We start from the raw sequence: 20,359 nt of genomic DNA on the forward strand, positions 1-20,359 counted from the left end.
CTGTGGGGCTTTTAAACAAAATTGAATATGAAAATGATGATAAAAAAAATAGGCACGGCGTACAAGATTGCCGGGATATTTATAGCACTGGCGGCTGTTATTTCCTGCAAGAAAAATAATATAAATGCCCCGCAACTTACGCTTAGTAATATTACAGATACTATACCGGCAAGCGGCGGTACTGTAACATTAAATTTTACTGCTAATGCCGCCTGGAGTATTGATACAACTGGTTTTGGATGGCTGCAATTAAGCCAGACAACAGGTGGTAGCGGCGCCGCTACCATTACTTTAACTGGTGCGGCTAATAATAAATCGGGCGCAAGCCGTTCGTTGCTTTTAAATTTAAATGCAAGTAATGGTCAAAGCAGGCGGATTACGGTGTGGCAGGATGTTATTATTTATCCCTCCTATAATACATCGGCCAAAGCAGCCGATGCAACAGGTATGAGTAGTACTGCTTCGCAAATAGCTAATAATATTACCTATGGTTGGAATTTTTATAACACCATGGAAGCCCCGGGTAGCGAAACCGGATGGGGAAACCCGCCAATTACCCAGCAACAGTTTGATTTGCTAAAAGCAAATGGTGTAAATGCCGTAAGGATACCTATTCGTTATGATGGCCATTTCATCAACACGAAAACGCTACAAATAGACCCACTATGGCTTGCCCGTATAAAAGAAGTAATCCAATATGGCATTAACGATGGTATGTATGTGACCATTAATATCCATTATGATCCCGGAAGTACACTTACAGGTGCTCCACAAGATAGTGCTAACGCTAAGCATAGGGCAATTTGGGAGCAAGTAGCTACTTATATGCGCGATTTTGACGAGCATTTAATGTTCGCCAGTCTCAACGAAACCAGCCTTAATAACAGCAATGATGTAACGTCAATGGTTACCACAATGCGTTATCATCAAACCTTTATTAATGCAGTGCGCAGCACCGGAGGAAAAAATGTTTATCGTGTTCTGGTAATTCAGTCGCCTTCTGCATCAACTGATATTCTTAACCAATATCTTGATCCGACCAATGTATATAAAACACCAAAACTGCCTACCGACCCAACGCCTCATAAAATGATGCTTGAGTTCCACTATTATAGCCCGTCGCAGTTTTGCATATTGGGAGGTGGCACTTCTACAACACCTCAAGACGCAAGCTGGGGTAAAGAGCTGTATTTTTGGGGAAACAGGAATACCTATTCTGTAAACGGTACATATACTAATTATCATACAACAAACTCACTCTTCCTGGACCGTAATTGCACATCTGCGAATGAAGAAAGTTATGTCGATTCTATAATGCACACCGTGAAGGTAAGATTTGCTGATAAAGGTATTCCATTGTTTATGGGCGAGTATGCGCCAAATTATCACGCTGCGAGGTTGACAGGCTATCCGGCAGATTCGTTAAAGGCGTTGGCATCTGCTACGCATTTCACTGCTTATGTTGCACAACAAGCTAAAGCAAATGGCGTAATACCGTTTTTATGGGCTGGTATATTTGACAGGCGAGGATTGAACGGGGTTCCGCAAGGGCCTGCAGTTGTGGGAGATCAGGTAACACTGGATTCTGTAAAAGTTGGCGTAAACAGAGGCATAGCTGCATACGGCACAGGCACGAAGTTTCAATAACACGCTGAATGATATAAAACACCTCTAAAAACGCCTTGTGTTTTATTTTATCGCCTCACTTTTAATTCCTCTCCGTAGGATGGGAGTTAAAAGTGGGGCTTTAGAGGTGCCATATAGCAAAAGATCAGCAGATAAGGATGGAATAAATTCATCGTGCGAGTGGTTCTGGATGCAATAGTTTTTATGCATTATTTGAAAAATTGAGGACTAGATGAGTAAAATAAAAAAACAGTATTTTTTTAAAGAGTTAGTATTTCTTATTACAATTTTATTTTTTTTCTCCTGTAAAAAAGCGGCGAAAAATGAGTCGGCGCAGCCAGCGGGTCAACTCTCGGTTAACGTACCTTCTGTAAATTTTACAGCCGACGGAGGAAGCCAGGACATAACTATTACCAGCAATACCGATTGGACGCTCTACAACCCTGCTTCTTCGTGGTTGCAGACAAGCGTAACATCGGGTAAAAGTGGCAGTACCATTGTACATATAACAACAATATCGCAAAATACCACTGGGGCAACCTTGTCGGGCCTTTTGGAAATAAATCCTTCGAATGGTCAGGGCACAAAGCTGATCGTTACCCAGCTAAGCACCATCTACCCAACTTATAATACATCGCCCATAGCGCCTGACATGACTGGTATGACCAACACTGCCGTACAACAGGCATCCTATATGAAACTGGGCATCAACTTAGGCAATACCCTTGAAGCACCCGGCGGCGAGACGGGTTGGGGTAGTCCCGTCATTACGGAGAATATTATAAAATTTATGCAACAAAGCGGTTTTAATTCTATCCGGCTGCCATGCTCCTGGGATTATACCCATATCATAAATAAAGGTACCGAACAAATAGACCCTGCCTGGCTTGCCCGTGTAAAACAAGTAGTTGGGTATTGTGTAAACAACAATATGTATGTTATCCTTAACATCCACTGGGATGGCGGATGGCTGGTTTGCACGCCGGATAAACAAGATTCGGTTAATGCTAAACAAAAGGCATTATGGGAGCAAATAGCCACAGCTATGCGCGATTTTGACGGGCATTTGATGTTCGCCAGCGAAAATGAGCCAACTACAAACGATGCCGGCCAAATGGCCATTTTAGAGTCGTACCACCAAACATTTGTTAATGCTGTCCGTTCGACGGGAGGGCACAATGCCTATCGTATTTTGGTTGTACAAGGGGCGTCACAGCTTATGAACGCATTCCCGGCAGATCCGGCGCCTAACCGGATGATGTTCGAAGAGCATAATTATACGCCATGGCAGTTTACCGAAATGATAGGAGACCAATCATGGGGCAATATGTTTTATTACTGGGGCACAGGTCATCATTCCACAATTGAACCCAGCCGGAATGCTACCTGGGGCGAAGAGAGTGACATGAACACTTATTTCCAGGGAATAAAGCAAAAGTTTGTTGATAAAGGTATTCCGGTTATAATGGGCGAGTACGCTGCCATCAGGCGTTCAGAGCCTCTTGATCAGGTTGCACACCAGGCCTCGGTCGATTATTGGATAACATTTAACACCAAACAGGCATTAGCCAACGGCCTTAAACCATTTTATTGGGATACAGGCGGTGTTTTAAATAGACAAAATTTAACAGTAAATGACCAGCGTACACTTAACGCCATAATAGCAGGAGGCAAATAAAAGCATATTTGCTGAAGTGTTTTTTTACTTTTTATACAGTGGTGATTTAAACAAAATGAAAATCAGGTATTTTTTTATCATATTATTATCTCTTATTACGCTTGCATCTTTTTATTCATTCAAAACGGCTGATAATAGTGCCGGGCCGCGCTCTATTTATCCCTCATACAACACCTCACCAAAGGCGCCTGACTCAACAGGGATGAAAAGTAACGCAGTTCAGCTTGCTGCAAAAATTAAGTTAGGGTGGAACATTGGCAACACCTTTGAGGCTCCCGGTGGCGAAACAGGTTGGGGCAGTCCGGTTATTACAGAAGGTTATATCAAGGCAGTAAAACAGCAGGGGTTCAATGCAATCCGCCTCCCATGTGCCTGGAATCTGACCCATTTAGCTAATAAAAGCGAAGCACGCATAGATCCAAAATGGCTCAACAGGGTTAAAGAAGTAATTGGGTATTGCGTAAAAAATGATATGTATGTTTTACTCAATATACATTGGGACGCGGGATGGCTCGAAAATAACTGCACTGCCCTTAAAAAGGACTCGGTTAACGCGAAACAAAAAGCGCTTTGGGAGCAGATTGCAACCTGCATGCGCGATTTTGATGAGCATTTGATGTTTGCCAGCGCAAACGAGCCTAACGTAGAGAATGCTGATCAGATGGAGGTATTAAATAGCTATCATCAAACCTTCATCAATGCAGTCAGGTCTACCGGTGGCCGAAATAGCTACCGGGTATTGGTAGTTCAGGGGCCGTCGACAGATGTCGATAAAACCAGCAAATTGATGAATCGTCTTCCGATAGACAAGATATACGGACGGATGATGGTAGAGGTCCATTATTATAGCCCCTACCAATTTTGCCTCATGAACGGCGATGCAAACTGGGGTAAAATGTTTTACTACTGGGGAAAAGCACTTCATTCGGCTATTGAACCTGAACGTAATGCCACCTGGGCAGAAGAAAATTATGTAAAAAAGTCCTTCGGTAAAATGAAGGCAAGCTTTTTCGACAAAGGAATTCCGATTGTTGTTGGCGAATATGGCGCCTATCGGAGAAATGAGGGCGAACATGCCCCCAAAGAGTTAGCACTGCATAACGATGCTGTTGACTACTGGTTAACATACATTACAAAACAGGCGAAAGCAAACGGGATGTTACCATTTTTTTGGGACACAGGCGGCGCTTTGGACAGGCAAAATTACACAGTGAGAGATCAGCGGACTATTAATGCTATCGTCGCCGGGGGGAAATAGAAGATTGCTACGTTCAAGCCGTAAATTATTTAAAGGCTAATGGATACCGGCAGGATTCGGGGAAAGTGTATCTAAGATGCAAAATATTATATGAAAAGAGGTTTAATAATTGGTACTATTTTATTGTTTTCGTTAAATCTCTTTGGGCAGTTGCCCTATCAGAACCCTAAGTTGACTTCTGAAGAGAGGGCTAAGGATTTAATATCCCGCCTGTCATTACAAGAGAAAGCTGCGCTGATGTGCGATCAGTCAGAAGCTATCCCCCGGTTGGGAATAAAAAAGTTCAATTGGTGGAGCGAGGCTTTGCATGGCCTCGCACAAAGCAATGATGTTACTGTCTTTCCTGAGCCGATTGGGATGGCTGCTTCATTTGATGATAAACTTGTTTACAATGTGTTTGATGCTGTTTCCGACGAATTTCGTGCCAAATACAACCAGGCAAGGAAAAATGGCGAAGAAAACCGTGCGTTTCTGAACCTTTCGGTTTGGACACCCAATATAAATATATTCCGCGACCCGCGTTGGGGCCGCGGACAGGAGACCTATGGCGAAGACCCTTATTTAACCTCGCGCATGGGCATTTCGGTGGTCAACGGCCTGCAGGGCCCTTCCGATTCAAGGTATAAAAAGTTGCTTGCTTGTGCCAAGCATTTTGCTGTTCATTCAGGCCCCGAATGGAGCCGGCATACGTTGAACCTCAATAATATAAGTCCCCGCGATTTATGGGAAACCTATTTGCCGGCGTTCAAATCGTTAGTACAGGAAGCTGATGTACGCGAAGTGATGTGTGCCTACCAGCGTTTGGACGATGAACCTTGCTGTGGCAGCAACCGCTTGCTGGAAAAAATACTTCGGGATGATTGGGGCTTTAAATATTTAGTTGTTTCCGACTGCGGCGCGATAGCCGATTTTTATAACAATCATAAAGTCTCATCCGATGATGTCCATGCTGCTTCCAAAGCTGTTTTGGCGGGTACCGATGTTGAATGCGGGTTTGGATACGCATTTGGTAAACTTCCACAGGCGGTTCAAAAAGGGTTGATTACAGAGGATGAAATAAACAAGCATTTGACGCGGGTTTTGGTTGGCCGTTTCGACCTTGGCGAAATGGACAGCGATTCACTGGTTTCCTGGTCAAAAATTCCCATGTCGGTCGTGAATTCCAAAGATCATCAGAAACTGGCGCTTCAAATGGCGCAGGAATCAATGACTTTGCTGCAGAACAAAAACAATATTCTGCCCTTGTCCAGATCAGTAAAAAAAATTGCGGTTATTGGCCCGAATGCCGATGAAAAACCGGTGATGTTGGGCAACTACAACGGCTATCCGGCAAATACTGTTACTGTGCTTGATGGAATTAAATCCAAACTCCCGGCCGGCGCGATATTTTACGACAAGGGCTGCGATATTACTGAGGATATGATCACCGAAAGTTTTGTTGGAAACTCCTCGTTTGATGGTAAAAAAGGGATAAAGGCAACCTATTGGAACAACAAGGATTTCAAGGGTGACGTGGCGGCACATGATCAGATCACCAACCCCATACAGTTAACAACGGCTGGCCAGCATCAATTTAGCACTGGGATAAACCTCAAGGGATTTTCAGGCAAATATGAAGCGGTTTATAAAGCTTTACGATCAGAAATGCTGGTTTTTAAATTGGAGTATGCCGGAAGATGCCAAATAGTAGTTAACGGCGACACGTTACTAAATAAGGATTCGTACCAGGCTGTACCTTTCAGAATTCCCTTTAAGGTAGAATCCGGAAAGGAATACAAAATTGAAATCAGGTATTCGGCGGTTTTTGACTGGGTAAACGCCAGTTTAAAACTGAATTTTGGCCGGGAAATACCTGTAAATTATGATGATCTGATCAACAAATTGAAAGGAATAGACGAAGTGGTGTTTGTTGGCGGAATTTCTTCCAAATTAGAAGGTGAAGAAATGCCGTTAGAAATCCCCGGGTTTAAAGGCGGGGACCGCACGGACATTAACCTTCCTGCATCACAGCGTAAATATTTGCAGGCCCTGAAAAAAGCTGGTAAAAAAGTTGTATTTGTAAACTGTTCCGGTTCTGCTATTGCTTTGACGCCCGAAACTGAAAGTTGCGATGCCATACTGCAGGCATGGTACGGCGGCCAATCGGGCGGACAGGCTGTTGCCGATGTATTATTTGGCGATTACAATCCATCAGGAAAGCTACCCGTCACATTCTATAAAAATTCAGAGCAGTTGGGCAATTTTGAAGATTATTCCATGAAAGGCCGCACTTACAGGTTTATGAACAATGCCCTTTTTCCCTTCGGCTATGGCTTGAGTTATACGACGTTCAACATTGGCGCAGCCCGGTTGAGTAAAACAGCAATCGGAACCAACGAAACTATTCAGTTAACCGTGCCGGTAACAAATGCCGGACTGCGCGATGGTGTTGAGGTTGTGCAGGTTTATGTTCGTAAAATGAATGACGTTGAAGGTCCGTTAAAAACACTACGGGGATTTAAACGCGTGGAAATTCCCGCAGGAAAAAGCCAACAAGTTTCCATTAACCTGAATCCTTCCTCCTTTGAGTTTTTCGATTTGAGGCAACAAAAAATGACGGTTACCCCGGGAGAATATGAGGTTTATTATGGGAGTAGTTCCGATTCCAAAGATTTAAAAACAGCCATAATTTCAATTTTGCAATAAAATCGTTTATGAAATATATAATCACATGCGCAATGCTTTTTCTGTTTGTCAGCGTTTTTGCACAAACTAAAAATGAAACAGATCTTCAGATAAAAATCAATAGTATAGTTAAAAAAATGACCCTTGAAGAAAAAATCGCAATGCTTCATGGCAATGCTTTGTTTTCTTCAGCAGGTGTACCGCGTTTAGGTATTCCCGAATTAACTTGCGACGATGGCCCGCTGGGTGTGCGCGAGGAGATCAAACGTTTCGACTGGGCGTCAGCCAACTGGACCACCGATTCCGCCACATTTTTACCAAATGGTTCGGCAATTGCAGCAACATGGAACCCAGTAATGGCAAATAAATACGGTGTAGTCATAGGGGAGGAGGCCAATGCCCGAAACAAGAATATCATGCTTGCACCGGCATTCAATATTTGCAGAATGCCGCTTTGTGGCCGTACTTACGAGTATTATTCCGAAGATCCCTATTTGAACAGTCAGCTGGCTATTCAGTCAGTAAAAGGGATTCAAAGTCAGCATGTGGCTGCCTGCGTGAAACATTTTGCTGCTAATAACCAGGAATTTCATCGCGACAGCGTAAACACAATAGTTGATGAAAGAGCGCTGCGCGAAATTTATTTGCCGGCGTTTAAAGCCGCTGTGCAGCAAGGGGATGCTTACGCCGTTATGTCGGCTTATAATAAAGTGAATGGCTACTGGTGTTCTGAGAATGATTTTTTATTGAACAAAGTACTAAAAAAGGAGTGGGGGTTTAAAGGCCTCGTGATGTCAGATTGGAGCGGCGTGCACCATACCGTTGCTGCCGCAAACAATGAGCTTGATATTGAAATGGGATCAAGCGGGCCGTATGATCAATGGTATTTTGCTAAACCATTGCTTGCGGCAGTAAAAGCGGGCCAGGTTTCGGTAAAAACAATCGATGATAAAGTGAGAAGAATTTTATGGCTGATCTATCATACATCCATGAGTGCAAATCACCCTGAAGGGGCCATTGCTACACCTGCCCACACCAAAAGCGCATACGATATTGCGTCGGAATCTATCGTTTTATTGAAAAATGATGCTAATTTACTGCCGTTGAACGCAGGTAAAATTAAAAGCATTGCGGTAATAGGCGATAATGCTACCCGTACATTTGCTTTGGGTGGGTATGGCGCCGGCGTAAAAGCAAGGCATGAGGTAACAGCATTAGAAGGTATAAAATCAAGATTTGGCAAAACAGCCAGCATCAGTTTTGCCCAGGGTTACAAGGCTGAATATTCGGCAAACAATACTGACGCCCAGAATAGCGGCTATGATCAACCCGACAAAAACCTTATCGGCCAGGCCGTAGCGCTTGCAAAAACAACCGATATTGCCATTTTGTGCATCGGCTCAAATCGCGAGTATGAAAGCGAAGGTCATGACCGCAAAAACCTGGAGCTGCCTTTCGGAGAGCAGGCATTGGTTGACGCAGTCACTGCAGCCAACCCCAATACAATTATTGTTATCATGGCTGGCGCTCCGTACAACCTGAATGAAATTAAAAAATCAAACCATACCATTGTTTGGTCGTGGTTTAACGGCTCGGAGGCCGGGAATGCATTGGCCGATGTTTTAAAAGGCATAGTGAATCCATCCGGCAGGTTGCCGTTTACTTTCCCTGTCTCATTAAACGACTCACCGGCTTTTGCCTTAAATACTTATCCGGGTAAAAACCTCACGGCTGATTATAAAGAAGGCATACTGGTTGGCTATCGCTGGTATGATACTAAGAATATTAATCCTTTATACTGTTTTGGTTACGGCTTGTCTTACACCAATTTTACCTATACCGATTTAACTACCAACAAGACAAACTACCAACCTGGTGACAAAATAACGGTATCGCTAAAAGTTAAGAACACGGGCAGCGTTGCCGGTAAAGAGGTTATTCAGCTTTACGTCAGTAAATTAAATCCTTCGGTTTTAAGGCCTGCGAAAGAACTAAAGGCATTTAAAAAGATGATGATAGCGCCGGCAACCACCGCTGCTGTTTCCATAAATATAAATGCGGGCGATCTCGCCTATTTTGACAGCAAGTTAAGTACGTGGGTTGTTGAACCTGGTCAATATAAAATAATGGCAGCTTCTTCATCGAAAGATATCAGGCAAATAGTTACTATTATTGTCAGGTAAGTTAAAACTGTAATATTAACAGGTCTCCTGCAAAATTGGGGGCGCATATTTATAAAATGAAAAGGAAATATTTATTACTTGTTTTGGCGAGCTTACTTTTTGGTAATGTTTTTGCCCAAAGTAACAGCCGTGAGAAGGCAGCAAAAGCTGAAAGAATAATCAGCGTTGACTTAAAAAAAGAAAAAGGGCCTTTGAATACTTCATTTAAAGCGTGTGTAGGTGCTGGCCGTGCAAATGAAGGGTTACGAGCCGACTGGCAGCAGCAGTTGGCTATTGCCAGGAAAGAATGTGGTTTTAAATATATCCGGATGCACGGATTGCTTACCGATGATATGGCTGTTTACAGCGAAGACAATAAAGGCAACCCGCTATATAATTACCAGTATGTTGATGCTTTGTATGACTACATTATCAGCATCGGCATGAAGCCATTCGTAGAATTGGGATTTATGCCGGGCGCACTTGCCAGCGGCAGTAAAACCATTTTCTGGTGGCGGGGCAATGTAACGCCGCCCAAAGATTATGACAAATGGGAGGGGCTAATCCGTAACCTGACACAACATTTTACAGCGCGATACGGAACCGATGAAGTGAAGACCTGGTATTTTGAAGTTTGGAACGAGCCGAATTTGAAAGATGGTTTCTGGACGGGTTCCCAGGCCGACTATTTCAAACTGTACCAGTATAGTGCCAGGGCTATTAAAAGCGTAAATCCGGCATATAAAGTGGGTGGCCCGGCAACTGCAGGAGCGGCGTGGGTGCCTGAAATGATAGCTTTTTGTAAAAATAATTCGGTGCCTATCGATTTTGTCAGCACACACTCTTACGGCGTAAAGCAAGGATTTTTGGATGAGCACGGCTGGGCGGGGACAGTCCTCGACAAAAACGAATGGAGCGTTAGTGGCGACGTTTTGAATTCGCGCAAGCAAATCCAAAGTTCAGCTATCCCCGGACTGGAATTGCATTATACAGAATGGAGCTCGTCTTATACACCTGCTGACCCTCTTCATGACAGTTATCACGAAGCGGCATATATCCTTAAAAAATTAAAACAAGTGGGAACCGAGGCCAACTCAATGTCATACTGGACGTTTACCGATATTTTTGAAGAGTCCGGCCCTCGCTTTACTCCTTTTCACGGCGGGTTTGGTTTAATGAACATTGAAGGGATCAAAAAGCCTGCATTTTTTGCCTATTCTTTTTTAAACAAACTGGGTGAAACTGAATTGGCCAATCGCGACAGCTCTTCATGGGCCTGCAAAAATCACAAGGGAAATGTTCAGGTATTGTTATGGGATTATACCTATACGCTGCCCGATTCAGTAAACAACCAGGCATATTATATTAAGGATCTGCCCGCCAAAACAAAAGGTAAAGTAAAAGTAAATTTATCGCATATGCCGGCTGGAAAGTACACGATGGAAATTTATAAAGTAGGTTACAGAGTGAACGATGCCTACACCGGCTATGTGGATATGGGCAGACCGGGACAGCTAAACTTGCAGCAGGTTAAAAAGTTAAAGGAACAGAATGGTGCTCCCGTGGAAATACGGCAAATTGAAATAAAACCAGGCGCCGTTCTTTCCAGCGATTTTGATATAAGGGAAAATGATGTTATCCTGATCAACCTGGTTAAACATTAACCGGCACAGTAAGCAACAATAAACAAAAGAGATATATAGCTAAACACCTTGCAAATAAATCCAATGATAAAAATAATTAATAAATATTTTTTGATGTTTTCCATGCTTTTGCTGACCGGCTTGTCAGTTAAGGCTCAAACATTATATGTCGGTTCCAATTATCATCCGCATGATAATAAGGATATTGAAAAAATTAAGAATGACATAGAGTTGATGAAAGCTGCCGGTTTTACGTCCGTTCGTATGGGCCATTTGGCCTGGGATAGTTATGAACCGTCTGAAGGCAAGTTCGATTTTGACTGGTTCGATAAGGTGATGGACCTGTTGAACCAAGCCGGGATCAAGGTGATCCTTGATATCGCTATCCGTCCGGCGCCCATCTGGCTGCACCATAAATACCCCTCAATGGATGTTACAAGTCCGGGTGGCAATGTGCAGTATCCCAACCATCGCTACATGGTTGACGTAGGCGATCCGATGTACCAGAAATATGCCCTGCGCTTTGCGGACACACTTACAAAACATTATGCCAAACACCCGGCACTATTGGCTTTTGGTATTGATAATGAGTCTGGTGATGGCCCTATTTCATATTCAGAAACAGTAAGAAAAAGGTTTGTTATTTGGTTGACGAAGAAATACTCGACCCTCGATAACTTCAACAAAGCCTGGGCTACACAACGCTGGTCAAGAAGAATTAACGATTTTGATGAAGTTGGACTGCCTGCAACCGGCGAAAAAAACGGCGCCCCCGAGAAAATATTAGATTTCAGGCGTTTTATCTCTGATGAGGTTAATCAGTTGCTTTTTAAAGTACTTAACGTGGTTAATTCAAACGCGCCAAATGCTTTAACCAATACCAACGCATGGTATTACAGCGATATGAAATATTTCGATTATTCAGAGATAGCTTATTCAGGCAAATTGACACGTGAAGGTGCAGGCTTTTATCCGGGAGGGTCTTTAATAACGAATTGGGGTGTGATGAATGCTTTGTTTGGAATTGCACGTATCCAGTTTGAAAGTCCAACCCCTTTCTGGTGCAGCGAGTTTACCACAATGACCGCGGTACCTAATTCGATCAGAAAATCGGCCTATGCCACGCTGATGTACGGCAATCAAATGGTTTGCGGGTGGACATGGCAAAGCATGTGGTCGGGCGAGGAACAATACCTGGAAGGTATGCTTGATTGGGACGGAGTTCCCAACCGTAAATATGACGAATACAAAAAGATAGCTACTGAGTTTAAAAAGATCGAAAAATTCCTTCCTTACAAGCCCAGCCCTGAAGTTGGCCTGGCATTTTCCTTTCCAAGTCAGATAGCGAGCCGTGTTTTCCCCGAGACGCAGGACCAGCAATTACAGGCCTGCTGGAATTTGTTTTATTCCCGCAATATGGACGCCCCCGTTGTTGAGATCAGCAAGAGCTCATTAAACTATAAATTACTTTTTGTGCCCGGTGTAACGGTAATGGACCAAACCACTGCCAATAAAATCCGGAACTTTGTAAAAAATGGCGGAACGGTAATTATGACCAGTAATTCTGCCGTGGTTGACGAAACCGGGAAAGTATTTGCATCCACCCACCCGGGCCGTTTAAACGACGTGTTCGGAATACGGGTTGCAGGTTATGAAGAAACAGAGCCGATGAACGAAATATCCCGCGCATCGCTTACAGGCAAAAGAATTCAATTAAATTATCAGGGGAAAACTATTGGAACTGAATCAACCCGGTTTGATGTTATCGAATCAAAAGGCGCCGAAATTGTCGGTAATATAACCAGCTTAGATAAAGATTATCCGATTATTACATCTAACAAATACGGCAAAGGCAGGGCTATTTACGTTGGGTTGCCTGCAAGCGGCGAGGTACTGGGCCCATTGCTTGATAAACTGATAGATGAACTTGGCATAAAAAAAGGGCCGCAGGTACCCGATGGTGTAATGGCCAGGCAAATTGACAAAAATCATATTCTGTATCTTAACATAGGCCGCACTCCGGCTGAAATTCGGGTAAAAGGCACCTTTAAAGGTATACTGACAGGTAAAACCTTTGTGGATAGTTTTACACTGCCGTCTGAAGAGCCTGAACTAATTGAAATTAAGTAATGAGATCCTGTAACCATATTGTGCGTGAAGAAATTATATAGATAAATGTTTAAAAGGTTAGTAAAATATTGTGTCATCTGCTTTTTTTTATTGCTGTCCGCGATAAAAGGAATGTCGCAAAATGCGAAGCAAACGGGTCTTTCCAAAAGAACCAAAGAGTGTTTTGATTTTAACTGGCATTTCCATAAAGGGGATATCGCCATAAAACGCGCAGTAAAAGCTGCCGGTTATGGTGGTTTAACGGATATCAACGTCAAAGTTGAAACAAATAAAGAAGCCGTTATTGCTTATACCGACGTGGATAAAGCATCCACTTTTAAACCCGAAGACTGGCGAGAAGTAGACCTGCCCCACGATTGGTGTGTGGAAGGGACTTTTGTTAATGATAAATCAATCGGGAGCGCGCCTGCTGTTAGCGGGTATTTGCCTGGTGGGATAGGCTTTTACAGAAAAGAATTCGAAATACCGGAATCCGATAAAGGGAAAAAAATATCGATAGAATTTGACGGGATTTTCAGGAATAGTACCGTTTGGGTGAATGGTCAGTTGATGGGTAGCCACCAAAGCGGCTACACCCCTTCAAACTACGATTTGACAGATATTTTGCGTTACGGTAACGAAGGTAAAAATGTTATTTTGGTAAAGGTTGACGCGACCGAATACGAAGGCTGGTGGTACGAAGGCTGCGGAATTTACCGGCATGTTTGGCTCAATAAAACTGACAAACTCCATGTTGACCGCTTTGGTACTTATGTTACAACGCCTGTAGTTTCGCCGGATGAAGCTGCTGTAAACATAAAAACCAGTATTAAAAACGAATACGGAGCAATTAAAAATATTACACTGATCTCTAAGATTGTCGATAATAAAGGAGTCGTTCTTGCCACTAAGACTTCAACCCAGGCAATTGAGCCATTTGGCACAACGGAGGTTTCACAAAAAGGCGCTATTCAAAAGCCCCTGCTTTGGTCGCCCGAAACCCCCAATCTTTATAAAATATTAACCGAAGTTGCTGAAAACGGGAATATCATTGACAATTACGAAACCACTTTTGGGGTAAGGACCATCGAAATATCCCGGAATGGGGTATTTCTGAATGGAAAACTTTATCCTGTAAAGGGCACCTGCAACCACCAGGATTTTGCTGGTATTGGCGTGGCCCTTCCTGATAAAATAAACGAATACAAATTAAAGCTGCTCAAAGAAGTAGGTTGTAATGCTTATCGTTGTTCCCATCATCCCCCTACACCGGAGCTGCTTGACATGTGTGACAGGATGGGTTTGCTGGTACTGGACGAAAATCGCATGTTGTCAAGTTCTGAAGAGGGGATAAAAGATTTAACAACCATGTTATCCCGGGATCGCAACCACCCGTCCATATTTATGTGGAGTATGGAAAATGAAGAATGGATCCAGGGCACGGTTACCGGGGCGAGGATACTTAAAACAATGGTTGACATTACCCATAAAATTGATCCTACCCGGCCGGTGACGGCCGCCATGAATCATGGACGGAACGAAGGTGGCTACAGCGATGTGCTGGACGTTGTGGGCTATAACTATGGTGACAAAGGATTGGCTTATGTAAAAGACCATGAAAAATATCCTAACCGGATCGAATTTTGTACAGAAGCCACCAGTTTTATTTCAACCCGCGGGGAGTATCAGAACGATTGGGGAAAGGGTTATGTTTCGAACCTCGGGCTATGGCAACCCGGCTGGGGACCGCTGCCAGGCGAAGATTGGGCGGATATTGTTAAATATCCCTATCTCGGAGGCTTGTTTGTCTGGACTGGCTTTGACTATCGAGGGGAGCCTACACCATACCAATGGCCCTGTGTTACGTCCCATTTCGGGTTTATGGATATTTGCGGTTTCCCCAAAGACGGGTACTATGCCTACAAAGCGGCCTGGACAAATGAACCGGTAGTCCACATTTTTCCGCATTGGAACTGGCCAGGGAAAGTTGGGGACAGCATACAGGTACATTGTTACACTAATTGCGATGAGGTGGAGTTACTCCTTAACGGCAAAAGAATAGGCACCCAAAAAGCCATTCCTTATACCAAACTGATCTGGAAGCTTATTTACAAGCCGGGTAAGCTAGAAGCCAGGGGCTATAAAGGAGGGAAGCTGGTAACAACTGACATTGTTGAAACAACAAGCGATCCGGCACAGGTGGCATTGAAAAGCGACTGCAGCGTACTTAAGGCCGATGGTTGCGATGTGGCGGTCATCCGGGTCGTCATAAAAGACAAACAAGGCAGGGTAGTACCCGTGGCTGACAATCTGGTCACATTTTCAATTGACGGACCAGGGAGAATTATTGGCACGGGCAACGGCAACCCCAGCAGCCACGAACCAGATAAAGCCAGCCAGCGGATGGCATTCAACGGATATTGTTTGGTGCTGGTTCAATCAAATAAACAGGCCGGGGAAATCCGGTTAAAAGCCGCTTCCGGAACACTCAAAGGAGACGAGGTTGTCTTAAAAGTTCAATAAAGTTGAAGTACTTACATGTCGCTTCTTCAAAAAATAGATTATTATGAAACAACAGCGTATTAATAACAAAGTATATCGCCTAAAAACAATAATTATAGCCTGCCTGCTTTTGGCTGGCAATATGGTATGCCATGCTCAAACTCCCGGGAAAATTGAGCGAAAACAACTATTCGATTATAGTTGGAAATTTTTTCAGGGAGATACAGCATTAGCAAAATCAAAGGATTTTGACGATATGAGTTGGCGGAGCCTTGATTTGCCACACGATTGGAGTATTGAAGGGAAAATAAGTCCTGAAAACTCAACCGGCGGCGAAGGGGGCTATTTTCCGGCAGGTATTGGTTGGTACCGAAAGTCTTTCAAAGCGCCGGGTGAATGGAAAGGCAAAAAAATTTCTATTTATTTTGAAGGCGTTTATATGAATTCTGAAGTCTTCATTAACGGAAAATCGCTTGGAACTTATCCCTATGGTTATTCATCATTTAGTTATGACCTTTCGCCTTACCTGGATTTTGATAGCGAAAATGTGATTGCGGTAAGAGTAGATAATTCCCAACAGCTGAACAGCAGGTGGTACAGTGGTTCCGGTATCTATCGCCATGTTTGGTTGATGGTTACTGACGCCGTACATATTGCTGACTGGGGTGTTGCGATCACCACTCCCGATGTTTCTTCAAAAAAAGCAACCGTTCAAATTAAAACGTTGGTAAAGAACCAAACAGGCTCTGCTCAAAGTGTGCTTATCAGCACCCGTTTAGCAGATGGAAATTATAAAAATGCAGGTCATAGTCAAAAAAAGGTTGAACTGGCTGCCAATAGTGAGCAGGAAATCGCTCAAACCATAACGGTGACTGATCCGCTGCTCTGGACACCGGAAATTCCCCATTTATATAATGCCCGGATTCAGTTAGTGCAAAATAACAATATTGTTGACGAAACAAAAACCAATTTTGGCATACGTTCCATAAAATTTACAGCCCAAAATGGTTTCCAGCTGAATGGCAAGGTGGTGAAACTTAATGGCGGCTGCATGCACCATGATAATGGTTGCCTGGGCGCAGCTGCTTTTGACCGTGCTGAAGAACGTAAAGTCGAGTTGCTTAAAGAAGCCGGATTTAACGCTGTAAGAACTTCTCATAATCCCCCATCCGAAGCGTTTTTAAATGCTTGCGATAGATTGGGCCTTTTAGTGGTTGATGAATCATTTGACTGCTGGCGGTCGGGGAAAAAGAAATATGACTACGCGCAGTATTTTGATCGTTGGTGGAAACGTGATTTAGATGCGATGGTTTTGCGCGACCGTAACCATCCTTCAATTGTGATGTGGAGTATTGGCAATGAAATAGTGGAGCGGGGGAGCCCCGAAGCTGTTGAAACAGCCAGGATGCTTGCCAATGCTGTAAAAGAAATAGATACTACCCGCCCTGTTACATCTGCTATTGTGGAAGCTGGCAAGGATTGGCCGGCCCTTGATCCCCTGATGGCTGCCCATGACGTTGGTGGCTATAATTATCATTTGTGGAGTGCACCTTCGGACCATCAAAGGGTTCCTTCGCGGATAATTTTTCAAACAGAGTCATACCCGAAGGACGCCTTTGCCAATTGGAAGCTGGTGCAAAACAACAATTATGTTATCGGAGATTTTGTTTGGACAGCCGTAGATTATCTCGGAGAATCAGGGATAGGTCGTTGGTATTATTCAGGTGACGTACCCGGTGAGCACTGGGAGCATGATCTTTTCCCCTGGCATGGCGCTTATTGTGGTGACATAGATATAACAGGCTGGAGAAAGCCCATATCACATTATAGAAGCATGTTGTATGATAACACTGAAAAACTTTTCATGGCTGTTCGTGAGCCTGAACCGGCCCCTTTGGAAATTAAGAACACATGGTGGTCGGTGTGGCCGACCTGGGAAAGCTGGACCTGGCCAGGGTATGAAGGAAAGGACGTTCAGGTAGAGATTTATTCAAAATACCCCAAAGTGAGACTCTACCTTAACAATAAACTTATTGGCGAGAAGCAAACGACCGATGAACAGGAACATAAAGCGCTATTTACTATAGCCTATTTGCCTGGTCAACTTAAGGCAATAGGGGTGGAGAACGGTAGGGAAATGGAATCGAAGATTCTGCAAACTTCCGGCGATGCTGCGAAAATTCAATTAAGTGCTGATCGTAAAGAAATTGTAGCAAATGGACAGGACTTGTCTTTTGTCACTATTGAGATAACTGACAAAGACGGTATATTACAACCAAATGCAGTAAACCTTCTGCACTTTAAAATTGAAGGCCCCGGTACAATTGCAGGTGTAGCAAATGCGGATATGAAAGACACCGACTCTTATACCGGAAATACGCGCAAAGCATGGCACGGGCATGCATTGGTCGTAATCAGAAGTACTCATGGAGCGGGCGACATTAAACTTGATGTGAGTTCACAAGGCATGCCCGGGGCCGCTTTAATTATCAGGTCATTTCTAAAAAAATAAATTAACTTCAGGATAAAAGACGATCTTACATTCTGAAGCGCTCAAGGCTCAGAAAAAGCCAGTATCAAAATTAAAAAGTAAAAAATTGAAAACTCCTAAAATTGTCAAAGCCTGTTTATTTACGGCCGTTTTCTTCCTTTGTTGTTATAGCAGCCGTGCGCAAAAAAATGCGCCTGCCCCATTCGGACCTGTCCCTTCTGAAAATCAAATGAGATGGCAGGAAATGGAATACTATGCCTTTGTGCATTTTTCTTTGAACACTTATACTGACCAATCCTGGGGATTCGGTAACGAAGATATTAACCTCTTCAACCCAACCGCTTTGGATTGCCGCCAATGGGCGCGTATCTGTAAAAATGCAGGGATGAAGGGAATTATTATTACCGCCAAGCACCATTGCGGTTTCTGCCTCTGGCCTTCCAAATACACAGATTACTCGGTGAAAAATGCCCCCTGGAAAAACGGCAAAGGAGATGTAGTGAGGGAGATGGCAGATGCCTGCAAAGAATATGGCTTGAAGCTGGGTATCTACCTGTCACCCTGGGACAGAAACCGGGCTGACTATGGCAAGCCGGAATACATTACCTATTTCCGCAACCAGCTTACTGAGCTACTTACCAACTACGGCCCTATTTTCGAGATCTGGTTTGACGGCGCCAACGGCGGCTCTGGCTATTATGGCGGGGCCAATGAAACCCGTATAATTGATCGTAAAACATATTATGATTGGGCCAATACCTATAAACTTGTGCGCAAACTGCAGCCTCATATTGTGATCTGGAATGACGGGGGAGAACGTGCTGACCTCAGGTGGGTGGGAACTGAAGGCGGATCTGTTGGCGAGACAAATTGGAGCCTGCTGAATTCCACCGGCGACGTACCCTACAATATGTTGCATTTTGGTGTTGAGGACGGCAATGCATGGGTGCCCGCAGAAGTAAATACCTCAATCAGGCCTGAATGGTTTTACCACCCCAGCGAAGACAAGAAAGTAAAGTCCTTGCCGCAACTGATGGATCTCTATTACAATTCCATCGGCCATAACGGTAGTTTGCTGCTCAATTTCCCCATTATGCCTAACGGGCTGATCCATCCGACAGATGAAAAAAATGCATTGGCTTTTGGCAAAGCCGTAAAAGCTGCATTCTCGGTAAACCTGGCCCAAAACAAGCCGGCGACAGCCTCCAATGTGCGTGCGGGAAGCAAAGCTTTTAGCGCCGGCAACGCCACTGATGATAATAATAATACCTACTGGGCCACGGATGACGGCGTTAAGGCGGCTTCGCTTACCATTGATTTGGGTAAACCAACCCGATTTAACCGCTTTTTGGCGCAGGAATACATTCAATTAGGACAGCGTGTAAAAGCGTTTAGTATTGAAGCGTTGGTGAACGGCCAATGGCAGGAACTGGCAAAAGGAACAACTATCGGCTATAAGCGTATAGTAAGCTTCCCCACGGTAAAGGCTACCAGGGTGCGGCTGCATATTACGGATGCCAAGGCATGCCTGGTTATTTCCAACGCCGGTGTTTATTACGCACCGCAAATACTTGCCGCCCCCGCGGTTACCCGGAACCAGGCAGGGATAATAACCATAACGCCGGTTGATAAGGAATCGGCAATTTACTACACCACAGACGGCAGCATGCCCACCTCTGCGTCGAAAAAGTATAACGGCCCCTTCCTGTCGGAGGGAAAACCAGAGATTCGCGCCATCGTTTACGATCCTTCTACCCAAAAAAGCAGTCCGGAAACACACGAGAAATTTGATATTTCAAGAAAGGACTGGAAAATAGTTGGCATTGAGGATGAAAAGGCCAATGCAGTTTTGGACGGCGATCCCACTACCGTATGGCACCAGGGCAAAGACAAAAAAATGCCGGTTGATTTGGTGATCGACCTGGGAAAAGAAGAAAGCCTGTCCGGCTTCAGGTATCTGCCTGACCAGGGCCAGTGGGGCCCCGGTATTATTGCCGGCTACGAATTCTATGTTTCAGAAAATAATGCAGACTGGACCCTTGCGAGTAAGGGCGAATTTCCTAATATTAAAAACAACCCTTTATGGCAAACCGTAAAGTTTGCCGCAAAAAAAGCCCGGTATATCAAACTAAGGGCGGTAAAAAACACCGAGAACAACGATGAGACCGGCTATGCAGAAGTAGATATAATTACAGAATAACAGCATTTTGTTCTTACAACCTGTTC

Annotated in this window: 10 protein-coding genes; all 10 read left to right on the top strand. The window is 44.1% G+C overall.

Going from position 1 to position 20,359, the window contains the following annotated elements; translation table 11 throughout:
* Nucleotides 1-33 precede the first annotated feature (33 nt).
* The 10 genes from MgSA37_RS10775 to MgSA37_RS10820 all read left to right on the top strand — a co-directional run bounded on the left by MgSA37_RS10775 (nt 34) and on the right by MgSA37_RS10820 (nt 20,333).
* Nucleotides 34-1,647, top strand: a complete 1,614-nt coding sequence (locus MgSA37_RS10775; protein ID WP_157750530.1) for a cellulase family glycosylhydrolase — start codon at nt 34-36, stop codon at nt 1,645-1,647.
* A gap of 211 nt (nt 1,648-1,858) precedes the next feature.
* Nucleotides 1,859-3,304, top strand: a complete 1,446-nt coding sequence (locus tag MgSA37_RS10780; RefSeq protein WP_232010836.1) for a cellulase family glycosylhydrolase — start codon at nt 1,859-1,861, stop codon at nt 3,302-3,304.
* Between the two features lie 55 nt (nt 3,305-3,359).
* On the top strand, nt 3,360-4,562 hold the full coding sequence (locus MgSA37_RS10785; RefSeq protein ID WP_096357407.1) for a glycoside hydrolase family 5 protein: 1,203 nt from the start codon (nt 3,360-3,362) through the stop codon (nt 4,560-4,562).
* Between the two features lie 90 nt (nt 4,563-4,652).
* Nucleotides 4,653-7,247, top strand: a complete 2,595-nt coding sequence (xyl3A, locus tag MgSA37_RS10790) for a xylan 1,4-beta-xylosidase (protein ID WP_096351849.1) — start codon at nt 4,653-4,655, stop codon at nt 7,245-7,247.
* A gap of 8 nt (nt 7,248-7,255) precedes the next feature.
* Nucleotides 7,256-9,409 carry a glycoside hydrolase family 3 C-terminal domain-containing protein gene (locus MgSA37_RS10795; RefSeq protein WP_096351851.1) on the top strand — a complete coding sequence of 718 codons (2,154 nt, stop codon included), beginning with the start codon at nt 7,256-7,258 and terminating at the stop codon, nt 9,407-9,409.
* A 56-nt stretch (nt 9,410-9,465) separates the two neighbouring features.
* Entirely contained in the window at nt 9,466-11,052 is a 1,587-nt protein-coding gene (locus MgSA37_RS10800; RefSeq protein ID WP_096351853.1) for a GH39 family glycosyl hydrolase, read from the top strand.
* Between the two features lie 63 nt (nt 11,053-11,115).
* Nucleotides 11,116-13,161 carry a beta-galactosidase gene (locus MgSA37_RS10805; protein WP_232010837.1) on the top strand — a complete coding sequence of 682 codons (2,046 nt, stop codon included), beginning with the start codon at nt 11,116-11,118 and terminating at the stop codon, nt 13,159-13,161.
* Between the two features lie 45 nt (nt 13,162-13,206).
* Nucleotides 13,207-15,663, top strand: coding sequence for a beta-galactosidase GalA (galA, locus tag MgSA37_RS10810; RefSeq protein WP_096351856.1), 2,457 nt, complete (start codon nt 13,207-13,209; stop codon nt 15,661-15,663).
* Nucleotides 15,664-15,706: 43 nt separating this feature from the next.
* Nucleotides 15,707-18,154 carry a glycoside hydrolase family 2 TIM barrel-domain containing protein gene (locus MgSA37_RS10815; RefSeq protein ID WP_096351857.1) on the top strand — a complete coding sequence of 816 codons (2,448 nt, stop codon included), beginning with the start codon at nt 15,707-15,709 and terminating at the stop codon, nt 18,152-18,154.
* Between the two features lie 208 nt (nt 18,155-18,362).
* Complete coding sequence (locus MgSA37_RS10820; protein WP_172885313.1) at nt 18,363-20,333, top strand: alpha-L-fucosidase; 1,971 nt, start codon at nt 18,363-18,365, stop codon at nt 20,331-20,333.
* Nucleotides 20,334-20,359 lie beyond the last annotated feature (26 nt).

The sequence above is a fragment of the Mucilaginibacter gotjawali genome (assembly GCF_002355435.1).
GTDB classification, from domain to species: Bacteria; Bacteroidota; Bacteroidia; order Sphingobacteriales; family Sphingobacteriaceae; genus Mucilaginibacter; species Mucilaginibacter gotjawali.

What these genes read in the sequence shown, in the direction of transcription:
- MgSA37_RS10785 (WP_096357407.1), top strand. Translation starts at nt 3,360, where the DNA reads ATGAAAATCAGGTATTTTTTTATCATATTATTATCTCTTATTACGCTT.
- xyl3A (WP_096351849.1), top strand. Translation starts at nt 4,653, where the DNA reads ATGAAAAGAGGTTTAATAATTGGTACTATTTTATTGTTTTCGTTAAAT.
- galA (WP_096351856.1), top strand. Translation starts at nt 13,207, where the DNA reads ATGTTTAAAAGGTTAGTAAAATATTGTGTCATCTGCTTTTTTTTATTG.
- MgSA37_RS10775 (WP_157750530.1), top strand. Translation starts at nt 34, where the DNA reads ATGATGATAAAAAAAATAGGCACGGCGTACAAGATTGCCGGGATATTT.
- MgSA37_RS10800 (WP_096351853.1), top strand. Translation starts at nt 9,466, where the DNA reads ATGAAAAGGAAATATTTATTACTTGTTTTGGCGAGCTTACTTTTTGGT.
- MgSA37_RS10805 (WP_232010837.1), top strand. Translation starts at nt 11,116, where the DNA reads ATGATAAAAATAATTAATAAATATTTTTTGATGTTTTCCATGCTTTTG.
- MgSA37_RS10795 (WP_096351851.1), top strand. Translation starts at nt 7,256, where the DNA reads ATGAAATATATAATCACATGCGCAATGCTTTTTCTGTTTGTCAGCGTT.
- MgSA37_RS10815 (WP_096351857.1), top strand. Translation starts at nt 15,707, where the DNA reads ATGAAACAACAGCGTATTAATAACAAAGTATATCGCCTAAAAACAATA.
- MgSA37_RS10820 (WP_172885313.1), top strand. Translation starts at nt 18,363, where the DNA reads ATGAGATGGCAGGAAATGGAATACTATGCCTTTGTGCATTTTTCTTTG.
- MgSA37_RS10780 (WP_232010836.1), top strand. Translation starts at nt 1,859, where the DNA reads ATGAGTAAAATAAAAAAACAGTATTTTTTTAAAGAGTTAGTATTTCTT.